At 59.6% G+C, this 18,577-nt stretch carries 12 protein-coding genes; 10 read left to right on the top strand and 2 right to left on the bottom strand.

The features are described 5' to 3' along the window. Positions 1 to 307: 307 nt before the first annotated feature. From LN996_RS23770 to LN996_RS02630, 4 genes are all read left to right on the top strand, one after another. Positions 308 to 3,079, top strand: a complete 2,772-nt coding sequence (locus LN996_RS23770) for a DEAD/DEAH box helicase (protein WP_231338646.1) — start codon at positions 308 to 310, stop codon at positions 3,077 to 3,079. A gap of 317 nt (positions 3,080 to 3,396) precedes the next feature. Beyond that, positions 3,397 to 4,866, top strand: a complete 1,470-nt coding sequence (locus tag LN996_RS02640) for a hypothetical protein (RefSeq protein ID WP_231338645.1) — start codon at positions 3,397 to 3,399, stop codon at positions 4,864 to 4,866. After that, the gene (locus LN996_RS02635; RefSeq protein ID WP_231338644.1) at positions 4,866 to 6,365 is read left to right on the top strand and encodes a hypothetical protein; all 1,500 of its coding nucleotides are present in this window, start codon (positions 4,866 to 4,868) and stop codon (positions 6,363 to 6,365) included. The genes LN996_RS02640 and LN996_RS02635 overlap by 1 nt, the downstream gene beginning before the upstream one ends. After that, positions 6,362 to 6,955 carry a hypothetical protein gene (locus tag LN996_RS02630; protein ID WP_231338643.1) on the top strand — a complete coding sequence of 198 codons (594 nt, stop codon included), beginning with the start codon at positions 6,362 to 6,364 and terminating at the stop codon, positions 6,953 to 6,955. The genes LN996_RS02635 and LN996_RS02630 overlap by 4 nt, the downstream gene beginning before the upstream one ends. A 121-nt stretch (positions 6,956 to 7,076) precedes the next feature. Here the strand turns inward: LN996_RS02630 and LN996_RS02625 are convergent, their stop codons facing one another. After that, positions 7,077 to 7,400: a hypothetical protein gene (locus LN996_RS02625; RefSeq protein ID WP_231338642.1), complete on the bottom strand. Its 324-nt coding sequence runs from the start codon at positions 7,398 to 7,400 to the stop codon at positions 7,077 to 7,079. Between the two features lie 146 nt (positions 7,401 to 7,546). On the opposite strand from LN996_RS02625, the gene LN996_RS02620 reads away from it, so the two are divergent. The 6 genes from LN996_RS02620 (at position 7,547) to LN996_RS02595 (ending at position 16,604) form a co-directional block, all read left to right on the top strand. Continuing rightward, entirely contained in the window at positions 7,547 to 9,796 is a 2,250-nt protein-coding gene (locus LN996_RS02620; protein WP_231338641.1) for a hypothetical protein, read from the top strand. Positions 9,797 to 10,706: 910 nt separating this feature from the next. After that, on the top strand, positions 10,707 to 11,471 hold the full coding sequence (locus LN996_RS02615) for a TnsA-like heteromeric transposase endonuclease subunit (RefSeq protein WP_231338640.1): 765 nt from the start codon (positions 10,707 to 10,709) through the stop codon (positions 11,469 to 11,471). Further along, the gene (locus tag LN996_RS02610) at positions 11,464 to 12,534 is read left to right on the top strand and encodes a helix-turn-helix domain-containing protein (protein ID WP_231338639.1); all 1,071 of its coding nucleotides are present in this window, start codon (positions 11,464 to 11,466) and stop codon (positions 12,532 to 12,534) included. The genes LN996_RS02615 and LN996_RS02610 overlap by 8 nt, the downstream gene beginning before the upstream one ends. After that, positions 12,479 to 13,525: a Mu transposase C-terminal domain-containing protein gene (locus tag LN996_RS02605; protein ID WP_231338638.1), complete on the top strand. Its 1,047-nt coding sequence runs from the start codon at positions 12,479 to 12,481 to the stop codon at positions 13,523 to 13,525. Before LN996_RS02610 ends, LN996_RS02605 begins: the two co-directional genes overlap by 56 nt. Beyond that, on the top strand, positions 13,526 to 14,611 hold the full coding sequence (locus LN996_RS02600) for an ATP-binding protein (RefSeq protein WP_231338637.1): 1,086 nt from the start codon (positions 13,526 to 13,528) through the stop codon (positions 14,609 to 14,611). A 472-nt stretch (positions 14,612 to 15,083) separates the two neighbouring features. Then, on the top strand, positions 15,084 to 16,604 hold the full coding sequence (locus LN996_RS02595) for a zinc-ribbon domain-containing protein (protein WP_231338636.1): 1,521 nt from the start codon (positions 15,084 to 15,086) through the stop codon (positions 16,602 to 16,604). Positions 16,605 to 17,565: 961 nt separating this feature from the next. Here LN996_RS02595 and LN996_RS02590 read toward each other — a convergent pair. Next, positions 17,566 to 18,219 (bottom strand): hypothetical protein, encoded by a 654-nt coding sequence (locus tag LN996_RS02590; RefSeq protein WP_231338635.1) that lies wholly within the window; start codon positions 18,217 to 18,219, stop codon positions 17,566 to 17,568. Positions 18,220 to 18,577: the final 358 nt, after the last annotated feature.

The following is an 18,577-nucleotide window of genomic DNA, read 5'->3' as shown; positions in this document are numbered from 1 at the left end:
TCAGGGTTGGCTCCTAGAGGTTGCTCGGCCACGTGACATGTTCCAGGGTGCTACAGCTGTTGGTTCCACGTTCATCCGTATAGGTCGGCGTGGAACTCCGCGGCCTGCAGGGGTTGGTTTGCGTTCCGCAGTCAAGCCGGCATTGCGTGTAGAAGCACCGGGGACAACAGATGCGTTGGTGTCCCTTTATCATCAAATTTTGTCCGTCGCGCTGACAGATGCGCGCGCCTAGAGTCTAGGCTTCCGGGGTCACGGAAGATGCTCTCCTGCTAGGTCAGTCGGCGGCTCTTAGCAGGGGGACAGGACCGTGGCTTTTAGGACTACGAAAATTCAGTCAGTAGCGGCAGCCGACCCGGAGGCTCTCTACAGGCAGATCGCCAAGACCAATGCAGGTCCGGCCTATCTTTGGGGACATCAGCAGGAACTTCTCCTCGGCTGGCACGAACACTTCCGGGGCCACGAAAATGTTGCTCTGGAGCTTCCCACCGGTGCTGGGAAGACCTTGGTGGGCGGCTTGATCGCGGAGTGGATCAGGCGGGAAGAGCATAAGCCGGTGGCATATCTTTGCCCAACCCGGCAATTGGCCAAGCAAGCCCACGAGAAACTGGTGTCCTACGGTATCTCCGCCGTAGACCTGACCGGAAAATCGTCGGGCTGGCCGCCGGCGGACCGGGCAAAGTTCACCAGTGCCCAGTCTGTTGCGGTCGCCACCTATAGCCACGTCTTCAACGCATACCCGAAAATCCGGGACACCGGCACGTTGATTTTCGATGACGCCCACGCCGGCGCCAGCTATGTCTCGTCCGCCTGGACCGTCTCAGTTCCGCGGTCAGAATCCCTTTACTTCACCTTACTGACTGCGCTCTCTGCCGGTCTGGACTCCGCGACGGTCGAAAGCCTCCGCGACGACGGATCCAGCCTCCGGAACGACGGCAGCGTCTACCTGGTCTCACCCCGAGCTGTCCTCGCGGCTCAGCCCCAGCTGCAGGCTGCCATCGCGGCGGATGGGAACAAGGACCGCGGATACAGAACGTCCATGATCGGGGGCAACCTTGGACTTTGCATGGTCTACGCATCCCACTCAAAGTTGGAGATTCGACCTCTTATCTGCCCCACAGCAACACACGATGCTTTCAGTTCGCCCCAGCGCCGGATCTTCATGAGCGCAACATTGGGGGAGGGGGGCGAGCTTGAGCGTTCTTTCGGAGTCCCGGACATCGCCAGGATGCCCATCCCGCGGGGTTGGGACAAAGAAGGCACGGGCCGAAGGTTCTTTGTGTTCCCGGCTGTCACCAATGAGTTGAATGATGACCCAGACCTTCTCGCTCCGTGGGTGAAGCAGACTGTCGAAGTCCATGGCCGTACGGCACTTCTTACTCCCAGCGCAACTGAATCTTCAAACGTGCTCGAAAAATCAATTCCTGAAGGTTTTACACGTCTGAGCGGGCACACCGTCGAGAATGACATGGCAATCTTCACGAACGATGAGAAGTCGATCCTTGATCTCGCAAACCGCTACGACGGGGTCGATCTCCCCAACGAAGCATGCCGGCTGGTCATTTTGTCCGGCCTCCCCACTCAAAGCGATTTGCAGGAGAAGTTCCAATACAACTCACTCGGCGCCCAGAACGTCCTTCAGGAACGGATCAGGACCCGGCTGGTGCAGGGCATGGGCCGGGCCACGAGGAATCAACACGATTTTTCTACCGTAGTCGTTCTCGGCACTGAGTTGACGAACTTCATGTACCGCCCTGAGGTCTTGCAGGCGTTCCGGGAAGAAATCCAGGCTGAAATAGAGTTTGGCCGCGAGGAGAGCCTTGGCCGTGACATCGCAGACGTCAACGAGAACATGGCTGCCTTCCTGGCACAGAGCGAAGCCTGGTCCGCCGTCAACGCTCAAATCGCGACTGACCGCCTGATGAAGAAACGTGTCAGTCCCCACGGAACTGCTGAATTGGCCAGTGCCGCCTCCTACGAAGTGCAGGCAATGGACGCCTTGTGGTCAGGGGATCTTGAGAGCGCGCTGCGGCAGGCACGCGCGGTGCTGGATGAACTGGCCCGTAACCCGAAAACCGGACGCTACGCTGCGCTATGGTTCCTGCTGGCCTGCAGTTGGACTCAGATGCTGGCCGATCAGCGAGGAGACTCTGAACGCTCACTGCATCGGGCCGCGGTTAAGCATTTCGCCAACGTGCGGGAGCACGCCCGCGGGACAACTTGGTTCAGGCACCTCGACCCGGAAGACCAGGACGGGGTGTCCGTCGAATCCTACGACGAACTGGACCGCTTCGCCGCCGCCCAGATTGTAGACAGGATCAAGGCGAAGACGTGGGGGCGAGAAACCCGGGATCAGCTGGACCAGGCCGTGCGGGGGCTCAACCAAAACAGCTACAAGCCTTTCGAGGGCGGTCTAGTCACCTTGGGAATGCTGGCCGGTGCAAGCGAGTCGTTCGGCAACAATGGAGAGCAAGCAGCACCCGATGCTGTATGGATCTTCGGGGACCTGCTGTGGGTAGCCTGGGAGGCGAAGAGCGAAGCAAAGCCGGGAGGAAAGGTTCCCGCCCGCTACTCCCGGGAGGCTAGTTCTCATCTGACCTTTACCGCCACCAAACGTACGGAAGAGGCCCCCGAGTCGTCCTTCATCTGCTACGTCACCCCTCAAACGAGTGCCGATGCGGGCGCCATGGCCGTCGCGGGCGAGGACGTATTCATGTTGCCGCTCCATGAGCCTTCAACTCTGCTGGCCCGGTTGGAAAAGGCGTGGACCACTGCCCGGGCGATGGGTGACGGAGTAGAAGTCCTGACAGTGTTGCAAGCTCTAAAGCAAGAAGGGTGCCTACCGAGTCAGTGGATTGCGCACTACATGAGGCATCCTCTCAAGTATTTTTCGATGGAGTCGGTCTCAGGTGGGACGAAGGCGGAAGTGACTCCGGACAACGTCCAAGAGTCGACTCCCGCCGAGGCTAAGGCCGAGTCCGGAAGTGAAAAGGGCATCCACAAGAAAAAGGCCGGCGCAAGTCCCAGCGCAGATCCCAAGGCGCCAGCAACCAGCCCGCAAGATTCTCCGCCGAACAAGTAAGTCGACTCTCCAGGAATCCACCACAGTGATTGAGAGCCCGTTCTAAGCTGCTCGCGTGCGAAAATGATGCCGTGGATCACACCCAGCCTCCAGACCAACCGGTTGTCAGCGAATTAGCTCCATTGCCTGAGGACGAATTTGGGGCGGCCGATTCCGGGCCCATCAGCGCTGATGATGCGAATTGTTGTCTGCTGTTTCAGGGCACGAACGGGGAGTCGTCCGGGCGGTATCTCCCGGGCGGCTACACGCTGAGTCTGAAAGGAAGCGTCACCGCACAGCATCACCTTACGGTCCTTCATGAGATCCACCACAAAGGATTGAACGACGACACGGCGTGGGGATCACTCATCCATTTCACCGCCGAACACCCCGGTTGGGACACTGCCCTTCTCGCGCAGCTCGTGGGAAGCTGCAGCGTCATCCATGAAGCATTCGCCAGCTTCATGTCAGCCTCATATGCCGGGCTACGCCACGAGAACGTCGAAGAGGTTTTAGAAGCGTATCCCATCTACCGTCCCTTGATGGTGCGCATGGAGCGACTCCTCACGCATGTACCCCAAGGGCACCGGAAAGAGATAGCCGCCACTGCCGTCGCCCGATTCTGCATGAGCCCTCCGGTGCTGGCGCTCGTATCTGATCTGTACCCTCGCAGAGTGAGGCTGGCTGACATCCCATCCGCGTGGCACCCCGACCAGCGCTTTCGCCGCTTCGGCTGTGTTCGCCCGGAAACCATCATTGACGCGGTGAACGCGGCAGACGCAGGATTTCTCCGCACCTATGGACAACCAATCGATGCGCTGACTCTCGAGGCGAGCGATGACCTGCTCGAGGCTGCGTGGAAAACCTGGGAGGAAACGTTTATCAACAGCGTCGTATCCTCAACCCCCCGGCTGCGCGATTTGGCCCACGTCCCGGCCAACGACCACCTGGCCGGGGTTGGGCAACTTGTTCACGCGGCTACCAGTCGCGGCATCCCCATGTCTCTCACCCAGGACGCGGGTGAGCAGGCGCTCAGTGATGCCGAATCTGTGCAGCGTATCCTCAGTGCGACGGAGCTGCGACTTCGCGAGGAGCCGTGGTCATCGGCTCTTGCCGAGGTCGGCACTGACGTGGACAGTGCTGATGTGATGGGTCTGAGCGCAGCAGGTCCGGTAGCGTTCTTGCTGATTCATGGGCGTATGCCGGTGCAGCTATCCGAAGCGTTCACGTTCTTGGCTGCCGACCCTGTCGACCACGAGGACCAACGGACGCCGATCTTTGCGGTGCGCTTGCTCGTAGATCACGCTGGGCAGGACCTCATACTGAATGCGACGATTCCAAGCACGAATGCCTACCGAGAACTGGCAGAGGCTTGGCCGGAAGAATACCTCATCGCGAACTGCATCACAGCCAGCTGTTTCGCCCAGGGCGGGTGGCAGAAAGTGTGGTTGCCCGTACTGAACCCCCGTCCAACGGTGGTGCTGCTGGACACAGGATTCCTGGGAACTATCGGTGCCGGCCGTTTGCTCGGTGCTGACGAGAGGGTCTATGGGGCATACATGGGGGTCGCCGACCCCACCGTAAAAGCCCTCATTCTCCACGTGGACGGCCACCCCCACGTCATCCTGGCCATCGCCGACGACCTCACCATCCAACTTCTTGCCGGACAGCTCGCGGACCTTCTCGGTGAGCGCCTCATCATGGACGACGCCGACTGGTCCGAGTGGATGTCGGTACTGTCCGCTGTATCCGCTTCAGTGCTCGGCACGGAGTCATCGCTGCGCTTCAACGGCACGGCGTCCACCTGATGCGACAGGTTTCCGGTCTGTACCATCACCGCGGCTGGCGCATCGAGGTCGGTGACGACGCAGAGGCAGCGGACGTACTCGTTGCTTCAATGCACGAAGCGATGCACGACAGGCTTCAAATGACGACTATTTACGGCTGCACAGTGGCTCTGCTCCAGGAACGGGCAACACGAGATCAAAAGGAGCAGGCTCTCGCGCAGGCCATGGCGCTGCAGCGCGGTTCCGCCCGAGTACATGAAGAATACGCCACCTGGATGTCCACGATTCCTGCCGGATGGGGAGTCGAAACTCTGAGGCAAGCGTTTCCCATCTATGCACTGCACCTGGTCCGTTCTCAAAGGCGCGTGCAAGCCCTGCATGGCCCATATCTGGCCATGCACGCTACTCAAGCGGTCGCCCGCGCTTGTATGCAACCGGCCGCCCTTACTGGACTTCTTGCTGCTGAGGACCCTTCGACGCTCACGGCGGGCATGCTTGATCACACCATGCGGCCAGATGTCAGACTGCAACGCCTGGAGCGTGCGCTTTCCCAGCATGGCTGGGGACCATTGGAGGGCTGGGTCGGCGATGCTGTCGACATGAGCCCGGAGCGTTTCGCAGATGAGAGCGACCCGGGGTGGGGTGAGCTCAACCGGGCAGCCTATGAATGGTGCCGCGCGCTCCTTGAGTCTTCGGGTTGCCCGACGCTGCCTTACGATGGGCACCTTCCACACGTGGATTCGCTTCGCGAGGCTATAGGGCTTCCTGAGAACCCTGCCGACGTGCCGTCTTCGTTGATTGCGTTGATGTCCGTCGAATCGGAGACGCTGGTCCTTGAGGACCCACTGCCTGCAGTTGTTCTGCCCGCGGGCACACCGCCCGCTGAACTTCTCGCCGGGGACGGTGACCGCAGGCACCTTTTTCTCGCTATCCGCCCCCGGCAGCGCCTGCTCGTGCAGTATCAGCTGAACGGTGGTTCCCTCAGCGAGGCACCCCACGTGGCTGTTCTGCGCCGCGTACGTGAAGATGGCACCGTCGAAATCCTCGACGTGACGGACCAGAGCCCAGCCGCGATTTCCGGCGCCGGGGCCGTGGTTGTCAGCATTGCCATGTCCTCCCTGGCCCAGGAGACCATCCAGCAGTACTGGAAGCCGCTCCTCGGACGAGAACAGGCCTCCGTTCTGTGCGATCTACGCCCGTCCGTGAACCTGCAGGGGTGGTTGCGGGAGACTGCCTTGACGGTGAGATATGCGATGGTTGGGATCGAGACCAGGGTCGGGATGGTTCGTCTGCTGGTGTTCCAGATCGAAGACGGCGCCAGCTCATCGCGCATTTACATCTCTCCGGTGAGCCGGCTGTACAGTTCCGGACTGTTGCTGTGGCTCAACGAATCCCAGAGCACGGTGGGGAGGGCCCGGCATGACGACACGCTAGGGGACCTGCCGCTGGTCCGATTCTCTGCTGCCCATATCCTTCTTGAAGAACGACTCTTTTCCTTCGCCGCAGGAGACACCCGATGACGACCACCGTTAACCTGTATGACTATTTCTCGGAACGGGACATTCCTGAAGAGTTCGGCCGCGAATGGCTTAGCTCAGATGTGCTCGCGCCGCTCGGCATCAAAGCCGACAACTACATGGCGGACATTTGCGAAGACATCCTGGTAGGCGCTGCCGACAACAGCGCCGGGGAACTCCACATGCGACCCGGAGGCTGGCGGATAAATCTTGGCACGTCCGTCGTGCGTACGTTCGTCACATCAGCTGTCGTGGGTGCCGGCCTGTTCGTTGCTGGGGCCGATCAGATACCGCTGGAGCTTCTTCCCGCGGTCCTACCCCTTCTGGTGGACCTTAAACAGGTGCGCTTGAACCGACAGGACCGGGAACTCTTCATTCCCCTTCAAAAGGCCGCTGCCGGGCTCGAAGGGTTCGCTTTGCATCCCGAAGTGCTCTACAACCGACTTGAGCCAGTCGTTAGGGACCGGCTCAACTACGGTGACTATTTGGCCTTCACGGAGCGGCTCATCGAGGCAGGGAAGCTCGACAACGCCGGCGGGAACGACATCCGACCTCGCCGCGATACTGCCTGGATCCGGATCACTCTGGAATGAACTGGTTGCTCAGCCTGAACCGGGGTGCATCGTCGCCCAGCCGTGGAACAGAAGAATGACTAATGCGCGTTAGTTCAGCCCCGGTGATGGACCCAGATCCACAGCCGGACGGGAGCGTAAGTTAGTCCTCGCTTGTCACTGGCGGCAAGGCCTCGATGCTGACTACAGGCGAAGTCGTTCGCAGAGTTGGCACGTGATCTTCACGGATTTGTATCCAGAACTGAGCTGACTCGCCAACGATGCAGGATACAACCATGAGCAGGTCGAGCACGTCGCCATCGCGCCGCAATTGCGTCAGTTCCACGACCTGGAACTCCGGAATTGGGGCGTTGACGGAGCCGTGCCTTTCCATTGTCCTGCCCGTCAGGTCAAGAACGTATTGGCTGCCCGTTGCTGTGCTTATCAGGAATCGGCCCAAGTCATCATTGCTCAGCTCCTGAGTCATGCCTTGAGCTTAGCGGTCATTACAAGGCAAAAGCATCGCAGCGACGAAGCCGGCTTTGTCGTCCCCCGCGGTCCTGTCTGCTTGTGCGCGCCACATAAACTTAGTTGGTTATGCCCTGACGGCGGGACAGGAGGGATGCAGAGGATATGGGCGCTGATGATGCGCAGGCCTGCTTGAACGATGATGGACTCGTTGTGGCTCTGGTGAATATGCTTGCCGCCGGACCAAAGCAAGCGGCCCGTGAGGTCGTGGCTGTACGTTCCGAGTCGGCACCTCCAGTAACGGCATCGGCTTCGGGGATGCCCCAATCCTGGGATCATCAGCTCGTTGACCCTGCGGCCATGCCAGCGATTACACAAGACTTGCTCAGCGACCGACATCTCGTTTTGATGGTGCCGCCCTGGGGGCTGCCGCCCGGGTCCAAACGCAGAAGGGTTCTCATTCGTGACGGGGCGCCGGTGGAACCCGAACCTCCGGGCTGGGAAGAACAAATTCCTTTGGCAGTATCCGTTCCGCAGTCGGACGTGCACTTGTTTGTGTTGCTGCCGGTCGTCGCGGTGAGGACCGAACGATACCGCGCCTTCCGGGCCGGGCTTATGGCGAAATGGAGCATCACCGACGTTGTTGTGCTGCAGGGCGCGATCCCCGGCGTCGCCGCGCGATTTGAATGTGTCCTCCTTGGGCTCAGGCCGGAAGCCTTCGCCGACGGGAGCACGCGGTTCTTCGAACCCGGCCACCCGAATGACACTGACCCCTCCAGCGTCATCGCCGATTTTGCCCGACTGCAGCGTATGGCCGGTGGCTACACGGATTTCGGCTACGTTCTCAGGGGAGGGTTTGAGGCCGGAGATATTCTCACCCATGGGTTGCGGGACCCGAAGCTGCAGGCGACGCGGACTGACCTTGCCAACTTCGGACGGACTGTCGCGCTGAAGGACCTCTTTGAGATCCGTCGCATAAGATTCCGGGATCAAGATTTTTGTCGGGCGGATACTCCAGGAGCAGCGCGCATCATTTGGAGCCGCGACATTACGGAAAGCCCATTGCAATCGGATCGGGATCGCCCACAATGGGCAACCGTGGACCCGGGGCAGTTGCTGGAACCGGGAGACTTCCTCACCCCCGGCTTTACGCCCAGATCCAACGGCAAGGGCTTCACCGTGGTCGCCCACTCGCCTTGCGATGGGCCAGCCGTTGCCGGGCCTACCATGGTCGTTCTCCGGCCGCGTGAATCCGTTGCCCCCGAAATCATTGATTTCTCCCTGCGGTACCTTCGATCTCCGGCAGCCAGACGTGTGTACCTGAAAATGAACCCTGAAATCCGGCTCGGCAGGGGCTTTGATGAAATGGTTGTGCCGGTCGCTGATGAGGAGATTTTGGCTGCCTTGCAAAATCTTCGGGATGCCCAAAGTAACTTTCTTGAGTGGGCCGACGAAGCCGGGGCGGTCATCGATTCGATCTTCGATTATCCATCCGTCGAAAAAGCGAGACCCCGCATCATCGAAGCTGGGCGCAGCGTCCGCTCGCGAAGTCGTGAAGCCCGCAACCTTGATGACCCCGACTTCGCTGTCCGCCGTGCATTTCCTTACCCGGTAGCGCACAGATGGAGGGTCATGGAAGCGGCCCTTTCTGGCGCGGCAACACCTCAGGAGGGGTACACCTCGATCCTGGACACCACAGAATCCTTACTGGCGCTCCTAGCCCAACTGACGCTGGTTCTGGCTCAAGCGTCGAACATTGAGGTGAAGGCGAAGGCCGCGATCCAGCGCAAGTTCAAGGCAGGGTCCGGTCCAGGCATGGGGGATTGGGCGGCAGTACTTCAGGAGACTACGTCGAAGCATTTTGCTCAATCGCAGGGTGCCCTTGCAGAAATCCGAGGCATGTTCCGTCTACCCGGGGTTGAAGCCGCTCGCGTGAGACTGAACGCACGAAGGAATGATGAAGCACACAACCGCAGGGTTGAGGCCGTCGAAGTACGCGACGAGATACAGACCGCTCTCGGGGACCTGCGCACCCTGGCCCATGCGGCGAGGTTCTTGGTGGACATGCCACTGCTGCACGTGACAGGTACGTCCTGGGACTCCTATGCCCGTGAGGCGATCATAACCTTCCGGGAAATGGTAGGCGATCATTGGGTCGTCAAGTCCCAGACGACATCGGTGGCTTCCAATGAGATCGAGCGTGACAGCCTCTACGTCGTTGATCCGGAGGGCCACTGGCACCTGCTGCGTCCATACCTGGTCGTTAGAGACTGTCCACTGTGCCGCACCATCTCGACCTTCCATGTCGACACAGTGACGAAAGGCGGCCAGGTGCGGATGAAAAGTCTGGAGAACGGACACACTCTGATCGAGGATCGCGAATACGAAACCTTGGTGCAGGTCGGCATGTGCTGAAGCGCCCGGGGTGCATGGTCGAGGTCTGCAGAGCATATCAGCGGCACAACCATGGCTGTATACCCAACCCGCGCCGTCCACCGCACAACGATCCGCCATCCTGGGGGTGGACAAAGGGCCACGATTTTACCGTGGCCCTTCTATCGCTGTTGCGTGGTTGCAGCCACAGCAACTGTTCATAACAGGATGCCGACGCGGGATGCATGATCTACATGCGCTCCGACCCGGCCAGAGTAGGCGGCCACGGCTCGAACGTCAAGGAAATTGACAAGACCGTTGACGTGCCCCGCGCCTTGGATCACTCTGGAGGGACGGGGTAAGTTTTCCCGGACCGGCCCGGCCGGATTAGTGGATTTGCAGATCCTTCGGCTTTAGAACCGGTCTCATGACAGGAACCAGGGACCAGGAGCTCGGACAACGGCGCAGTAAGCCCATCTAACACTCATGAGCAAACCTTCAATCGTGTCCAAACTTTCCTGTGCCTTGCGGCGAAAGGAATCACACGATGGCACTTCTCTCAAGGTTGCCTAAGTCCCGCACGGCACAGGACGTATCTCCTCCGGTGTCGTAAGCGGAAGATGCGACCCTAAATTCGGGATGCATTCGACCAGTTCGAAGGAAACTGCACCGGCCCCGGGGGATGAACGCCTCAACGCCTGCGTCCTCTTCAAGTTCTTGGTCTCATGAACTTGTTCAAGGATGCAGCAACTTCGGCGTGCTGTTTGCTGCCCTGATTCCCTGCCCGCTCTCCGGCGTGCCGCGCCGCCCAGGTGCCCGGTCACGAGCCGGAAGCCCCACGGATATTTCCCGTGCCTCAGAACCACCAATTGAGCTAATCCCGGCCGTCCGCCAAACGGCGCCACCCGTGAATTCCGGAACCGCATAGGAATCCGTGAAGGAGGAACGGTACATGAACAAGAAAGCCACGAATCACGAGGCTTTGAGCACTCTGGGGTTCGAAAACGGGGAGGACGTGATCTCCTGGATTGATTCTTCCGGGGAGATCCGCAGCAGAAAGGCCTCCGGTGCCTGTACGCCAATGGACTTGCATCTGGCGATGCCGGCCAGGGTCGGACATCGTTACAGGCATCAAAGGAACTATCACGGCCTTTACTGGTGCGCCGGTACCCGGTCGCACGTCTGGTACGAGTCCATGTCCGAGTACAGCGCCCTCATGAACCAGGATCATCAGAGCAGCCTGGTTGCCATCGCGGCACAGCCAGCACTGATTCAGTTCGCTGACGGTACGCGGCACTACCCGGACTACTTCGCTCTCCATGACTCGGGAGTGAGAGTGATGTATGACGTGCGGCCATTGTCGTTGGTTGATGAAACGACGGTCGGACAGTTCCAGAAGACAGCCCAACTCTGTGAACGGGTTGGGTGGGGCTACGAAATATTGCATGGGCTCGAGGGCGTCCAACGGCACAATCTCGAATGGATTGCCGGATACCGTCACCCGTGGGTCCGGCCCAGCGAGGACATATCAGAGCGCATACACGAGATACTGATCCAGCCCCGGTCCTTGGACGACGTCAGTGCTCTGCTGAATCCCGGTGAGCCCTCGAAGGGCATGCCGGCGATTTTTCATCTCCTGTGGGCGCGCGAGATCGCCTACGACAACACCGTCCCATTGTCGTGGGGCACAGAACTAAGAAGGTACCAAAGTGGCTGATTTCCGCATCGGCGACACCCTTGAACTTGCCGATGGAGACTATCTGGTTGAGTCCATGGCAGGTGGAACGCTGCGCCTGCGAAACCTGCGCAGTCAGGAACTGAACATGATCCACGTCTCCGCGGTGCCGCGCCTGCTGGCGCTGCCGCCCGTGCTGGGGCCTGACCGTCCAGGCCCCAGAAGTTTCGATTCCCTGCCTGCGGAGGTGGCCGAAGGCACCAGAACCATGGCCCGACATATCGAGGAGGTCATCTACGGTAAGCCCCATGGGGAAGAGACCTGCCGGGAGGAGTATGACCCTGAGCACGTCGGCTTGTTGGAGCGCCAGCGGCGCAAAGCGGTAGAACTGTCCCGCCTCGGCCATCCGGTTTCGGAGAGAACCATCCGGCGGTGGGTGGATCTATACCGGCAATCCGGGCCGGCAGGCTTGGTCGACGGACGACAATCACGAAAGGATGTACCTCTTGGGAACTTGGACATCCGGGTCCGGGATGCCTTGGTTGCAGCAATCACCAAAGCCACCAACCGCTCCACGGGCACCGGTATTCGGCTCATCCACGAGGCGAAGGCTGAGCTTTTGCGCAAATATCCGGGAGAGGAAATTCCGATCCCCTCGGACAGGTCCCTGCGGCGCCACATAGGCGTTCTCACCAAAGGCAAATACACCGCCGGTAGCGCGGCGAACCGCAGGAGTGCCGACAACGCACCCAAGCGCATGTTCAGCGCCCGGCCGGCTATCAGTCCCGGCCACGAAGTCCAGATCGATTCCTCGCCATTCGATGTACTGGCACGGGGCATCGACGGCAGGCCAGTGAGGGCAAAACTCACGATCATGCTGTGCAAGGCAACGCAAAGCATCATCGCGACCAGCGTCAACGTGCGAGGCGTGAAAGGTGTCGACCTTGCCTTCATGTTGGCCCAATGCCTGGTTCCCCCGCCCCCCCCCCCGGGGGGGGGGGGGGTTGCCCACGCGACCGCACAGCAGGGCCTGCCCTGGTGGTGGAGCGTTGCCCAACGAGACCGAACTGAAGGCCATGCCGTGGGCCAGGCACCTCAGCCTTGATGAGGTGGCCGCTTATGACCTGACCCGTCCCTTCATCAAGCCGCAACGCATCATGACGGACAACGGCAAGGATTATCTCTCAAGTACGTTCATGTCCGCCTGTGAAACCTTTGGCGTGGACATCACCCGCTCCGCCATCCATACACCTACAGACAAACCAAACGTCGAACGGGCGTTCCACACGATCAAAACGAAGTTCGTTCAGTACCTGCCGGGAAACACGGGCGGCAGCGTTGACCGACGCGGCGCGGCAGTCGAAAAGGAAGACCTTCTGGACATCTACACCTTGGCGGAACTTTTTGATCGCTGGGTCAGCGTGGTCTGGCAAAACATGACCCATGAGGCGCTCAGGGATCCGTTGGATCCGAGGGTCATTCATTCACCCAACAGCATGTACATGGCGATGTTTGATATGACAGGTTTCGTGCCGGTGCCCCTCTCGCCGGAGGACTACATTGCCCTGCTTCCCACTCTGGAACGGACTATCCAGGCGGACGGGATCAACGTCGACTACAGACGCTACGACTCGCCCGAACTGGGTCCTTACCGGCTGCAACCGTCGGGACGTTCCGACACCGGAGGAAAATGGGTGATCCATTACAACCCCCACAACCCGGCCGCGGTGTGGGTCCGCCACCCCGAGACGGGGGAGTGGATGGAATGCCGATGGATGAACAAGGACGCCTTCGAGAAGCCCTTCTCAGCCTCCATCCGACGTTCTGCCCGGCAAATTACCGAAGCATTCGGGGTCTTGGGAGACCAGGAAAGCACTGAGGCCACCGTCGAGATGATCGCCCAAACGCAGAACGCAAAGATCGGCAAGGCCCGGCGTGACGCGGCAGAAGCCATGGAACAAGTGTTGGCTGAACGATCGAGCAAACAATTTCCGCGGGCGACGACTCCTTTGGTAGTTGTCCCCGACGTCGACATCCTCGATGACGAATCGTATGAAGAGTACAGCGTATTCAACCCTATGAAGGGCAGCAGGTAAATGCAGTTCACAGACAACACCACAGTTACTTTGAACACCTGGGAGGCCCTGACCCGGTTGGTTTCCGCGGACTATGAGCCTTTCCAGATGCCCGACATCGAAGAGTATCGGGTTCTGGACACCATCGGCATTGGGTCCTTCAACGCACGCCGTAAACGTCTTCTCAGCGGAGAAATCACCATCGAGACACCGCAACTGGACGATCTGATCCGAGCCACCGAAATGGCCATGGCACAGAATCACGCCGCCCCTGCAGGCCGGCGTGGTGTCATGGTCACCGGGCCTTCGTCGGTAGGCAAGACAACCGCCTGCATAGCGTTGATGAGGTACGTCTACGCGGAATTCAATCGCCAATGCCCGGAGTATGTTGCTGACGGGGCAATCCCAGTCGCCTACGTCGAAGTGCCACCGAGTTCAACCCCGAAGGGCGTCATGCAACGGTTCGCCGACTTCTATGCACTCCCTTACGCCGAACGCACCTCACTGAACGCACTGCGGAAAATGGTGGTTTCGGCCGTCAGGCAATGCAGAACACAAGTGATCGTCGTGGACGAACTCCACAACCTTTCCAGAATCAGTCAAGTGAACGGGCAAAGCGTAGACACGCTCAAAGACCTGTCCAACGACTGCCCGGCTACCTTCGTATATGCCGGAATCCATCTGGACCGCGGCGGTTTGCTTGCCGGTGAACGGGGCGATCAAGTTTCCCGACGTTTCAGCAGGGTCTCCATGCAGGTTTATGGTTACGCGACGCCGGAGCAACGTAGGTCATGGAGAAGCGTGGTCATGGGCTTCTCCAAAGCACTCCCACTGTTCAATCACGAACCGAAGTCGCTCCTGGTGGAGGCCGAATGGTTGCACGAGCGAAGCGGCGGCAATATCGGCACGCTTCAGAGCATCCTTGTGCAGTCAGCGTTCAGGGTGATCGATGCTGATGATCCGGAGAACGAACGCTTGAGCCGCGAACTGATGAGTGAAGCCCTGCGGGATCTGCGGGCCGAAGCGGGAGAGGCAACACTTTTGCGCACCCGCGCGGCCGCCAAAGCCAGGGCTAAACTCTCATCAAGGAAACCTCATGCAGCATAGGCAGCTGCCAGGGCCCATGCGGCTTAGCCCCTACCCATTGGAAACCTCACGCAGTTTCAGCAGGCGCCTGGAGGGTGCCTTGGGATTGGGGAACGGCGGCCTGCACTCAGTTGCGGGCTCGACCGCAGCCCGGTCCCAGGCGACCCGGCCCAACCATGACGATATTGACGCAGTGACTCTCATAGCCGCTCAACTATGCGGTATTGAGAACGGGTGGTTCGCTGCTGAAGAACGTTTATACGCCATACCCGGTACGGGCATTCGACTGCTGTGCGCGGACTGTGCCAACCACGAACTGGTCGAAACGCTTCCCCATATGCAGAGAAACTGCTGCCTTGTCCACCATAAATGGACGGGCCCGGAACCGGGGCGGCTGGCCGGCCAGCGGAAAGTACCCATGGCTCCTGGTCGATGGTCATCTGTATCTATAAGTAAAGAAATCCTCACGTCTGAGGGCACATATCGCGATCTGGTGAGCCAAGGCCGGACCAACCTCACTTTGATCAAAGCGATCATCGGCATCGTGGACACCTCGCATGGAAGGGCCACCGAGCACATCGTCACTCCGTCGAACTACACTGAGGTCGTTAAGCTCCTGCAATTCCTCACGGACAATACCGCTCTGGAACCGCTACTGGATCCACGACAAACCTTCGCGGAGGCATACCGCCAGCTGACTGAGTCGATCACCACGCTGATCCCTCAGGTACGACCGGCCACGGTAGACGGAGTCTGGCTGCTGCTCCGACCGACGTTCCTAGCCGTACGGGATTCTATGCTGGGGGCCTTCCCCGGAAATGAGTTCGCACCCATCATCTCCCCGAGCTGCGACCCAGCCCTCGCCAGCCAGGTGATCCGCCCCTTGGAACCCTTCGGCCGGTATCTCCGACAGGGTGCACGACAAAACGAACTGGAATCCTGGGTCGAAACTTATGCTGTACCGGGCAATAGGGCTGCGAAATCAGGTGACCTCCCCAAGGGAACGGCAACTCTCATCATCTGCAAAGAAGGGCACGTCATCGAGCGTTCCCGAGGCAAGATTGTTCAGTCCATAAGTTCCGGCGGTGCGCTCTGCTCGATCTGCAGCGGTCAGACGCCTTTGCCTGGGTACAACACTTTGGCCGACACACACCCATACCTTGCACTTCAGTGGGACACCCCCGGCAACGAAGGCCGAGGACCCGAAACCGTGATCCCCGGCAGCAACAAGCGTGCCGCATGGATGTGCCCTGTAGGCCATAGGTTTGTGGCTATCATCGTCAACCGGACACGAAATGGGTCCGGATGCCCTGTCTGCGCCAACTTCCTCCTACAGCCTGGGGTCAACGACTTAGCAACCACGCATCCCGGGTTAGCAGCGGAATGGCATCCCGAGCTGAACAATGGGCTGACGCCGGACCAGTTCATAGGGGGCCAGAAAGGCAGGTTTGCCTGGTTGTGCCCGGAGGGGCACACGTACTACAAGCCAATCAGCAAACGAAAGTCCGGCCAAGGATGCCCGGTCTGCAGTGGACGTACAGTGATGCCTGGGATCAACGACCTGGCCACCACCCATCCGAAGCTGGCAGCCCAGTGGGATAAGGAACTCAACGGAGAACTCACACCAGAGGCAGTATCGGCAGGAAGTGAAAAGAGCGTGTATTGGAGGTGCCCCCGGGGGCACTCGTACGACGCCTTCCCCGTGAACAGGACCGGATACAAGAAAGCAGGGTGCCCGTACTGCTCGAAAAGGAAGCTGCTCGTAGGCTTCAACGACCTCGCAACCCAGTATCCGGCCCTCGCCAAAGATTGGAACAGTGCACGGAACGGGGGCCTTTCGGCGGAGGATGTCCTACCGGGCAGCAGACTTTGGTGGTGGACATGCAGTTACGGCCATGATCAGCACATGATGTTCCGCAACAGGCTTCGCGCCGGGGGGTGTACAGCCTGCCCACCGGATCGGAGGCGATCAGCCGAGACCGAACCGGCCGATCCAGCCTTGACTCCCAGGTAGTGCCGCAGGACTCTTATGAAGAGGACAGGCGAAGACGAATCAGTCCTGGAGAAAGGCTGCGGGTGATGGCTGGCAGGCATACGAGAGGATCCGTCGATACCGGGGAGCTTCACACCTATAGTGAACATGACCTTTGTCTCTGCGGCCGCAAAGCCCCTCAGGCAATATCCCGTGCCGAGCTTGCTGCCGAAGCGAACGGGTGGCGCCGTGTCGAGCGTGCCGCCGCGAAGCTCCGGGTCACCCTGGATGCGAGACTCAACCGAGCGACCCCGACATCAGCGCTCGATTTGGCCAGGGAGTCAGGGGAACCCGTCCTGGGGCAGGGCTGGGAAGAAGTCACGGTGCGGCGCCTTGAAGCGGAAGCGCGCCGCCGCTGCGCCTGCAGCTGCCACAGCTCGTTGACATTGAATTCATGACGACCGGATGGCATGGTGTGCCTGGCCCGCACCCTCCTGGCCCTCATCCTGCATGAGCTGCTGAGGTGACCGGCGCAGGTGACTACTCGCGGTTCCGAGGAATTTAACGATCCGGACATGCGACTTGCCGACAGGTGATTGCGGAAATGAATGTGCGCAGGTTTAGCGTGATTCTTACCGGGCCGAGCACCCCCAACAAGTTTGGCGACAAGGGAAGGGGTGCCCGGCCAAAGAGCAGTAGATAGAGGTCCGCTGCTGGCTTCATGGTACGCAGGCTGTTCGCCGACGGGCAACAACCAAGTGGCCGTGTTTCTGGTCGGTTGGCCTCGGAAACGAGGTGTGCGATGGGCAGACATTCCAAACCCAGACCCGGGTTGGCAAAGTGGACTCCCAAGGACTGGGCTTACCTGCTGACTTCTGTTGGCTACCTTGCCGAGAAAGCGTGGAAGATCTTGAAGGACTGGGGAATGTCCTAGCCGGACCAAGGCATGGCCGCGGCGCCCGGCGGCCATGCACCGGTGTACAGCACCCGTGTTTCCTGGAATTTAGACCCCGCACTCCTGACGCGCTGCCTTCTCCGTGGCGAAAAATGCGAAAGGTGGCTGCCAGTACCACTCCCGCAGACCAGTAGGTGCCGTGCAAATCGTCCGTTCTCCCAAGTCATCTTCTCCGATCCATGTGATGTCAGTCTGTTTCATATTTACAACCATGGTTTGCTTTCCTTGCGTACCGATGACATAGCCGTAAACCGTCCTGGTTTCTGCTCCACTTTTGACGGCTATCTTCTCGGATGGAACCCAAGGCCTCCACGTGATGAAAATGACCATACTTAGTACGCTCAGCGTGACTCCCCACAAGAAGAGGTTCCTGAGTATCTTTGGGAGTCTCTTCGGTTCCTTGTTCATCTTCCGCAGCACAAGCTGGATCAATGAGATCAGAATGAAAAGTATGAGCCCTGCGAAAGCTACCACAATGAAAAGCGTGGGAACTGCCATGAAGATCAGCGGCACGCAGAGAGCTAACAAGGCTCCTTGAGTGCCGGCGACCTTCCATGACCTCTTAGGGTTGGTTTCCGGGGACAGGTACCGACTGATGCTGGGAAGAAAGTATGCCAGCACCGCTGCAATGGGTAAGGCCGTAAATAGAGTTGACGTCAGAATTGTGAACTGCTGGCCGACGCTCAGAATGGCCAGCGCCATGGAAGAGTCTCCTCGCGAGAACATCAAGATGCGAGTAACACAAAGCACAATGAGCGCGCTCGACAGTAGCAGGCCAGCGTGCTGCTGGAGGGTCGATTTGAACGCTTGCGCTTTGGTTTGCTGATCCAGGAGAGTCACGTTGCCTATTGTCCCTTGCCGACTATCGTGCACCCACATTTGGATGCTCCGTCTGTGATCTCGTCATGCGTGATGGCCGCAAGTGGCACAGCGACCAGAGCTCACCAGGTTCCCGTGGTGGCGAACAGGCTTGTTCGGCTTGTGGCGCCATGGGAAGTGGACAGTGCACGGCTGGACAGTTCCTGTATGGCGGGTGGTCGTTACTCAGGTTGTCGACGGC

It is taken from the genome of Arthrobacter sp. AK01, from assembly GCF_021109375.1.
Classification (GTDB): Bacteria; Actinomycetota; Actinomycetes; order Actinomycetales; family Micrococcaceae; genus Arthrobacter.
Note: the sequence above shows the minus strand (reverse complement) of the source record. Positions and strands in the feature narration are given on the sequence as shown.

Excerpts from the sequence above, each read along its gene's own strand:
- LN996_RS02635 (WP_231338644.1), top strand. The coding sequence starts at position 4,866 with ATGCGACAGGTTTCCGGTCTGTACCATCACCGCGGCTGGCGCATCGAG.
- LN996_RS02630 (WP_231338643.1), top strand. The coding sequence starts at position 6,362 with ATGACGACCACCGTTAACCTGTATGACTATTTCTCGGAACGGGACATT.
- LN996_RS02625 (WP_231338642.1), bottom strand. The coding sequence starts at position 7,400 with ATGACTCAGGAGCTGAGCAATGATGACTTGGGCCGATTCCTGATAAGC.
- LN996_RS02620 (WP_231338641.1), top strand. The coding sequence starts at position 7,547 with ATGGGCGCTGATGATGCGCAGGCCTGCTTGAACGATGATGGACTCGTT.
- LN996_RS02615 (WP_231338640.1), top strand. The coding sequence starts at position 10,707 with ATGAACAAGAAAGCCACGAATCACGAGGCTTTGAGCACTCTGGGGTTC.
- LN996_RS02600 (WP_231338637.1), top strand. The coding sequence starts at position 13,526 with ATGCAGTTCACAGACAACACCACAGTTACTTTGAACACCTGGGAGGCC.
- LN996_RS02590 (WP_231338635.1), bottom strand. The coding sequence starts at position 18,219 with ATGGCGCTGGCCATTCTGAGCGTCGGCCAGCAGTTCACAATTCTGACG.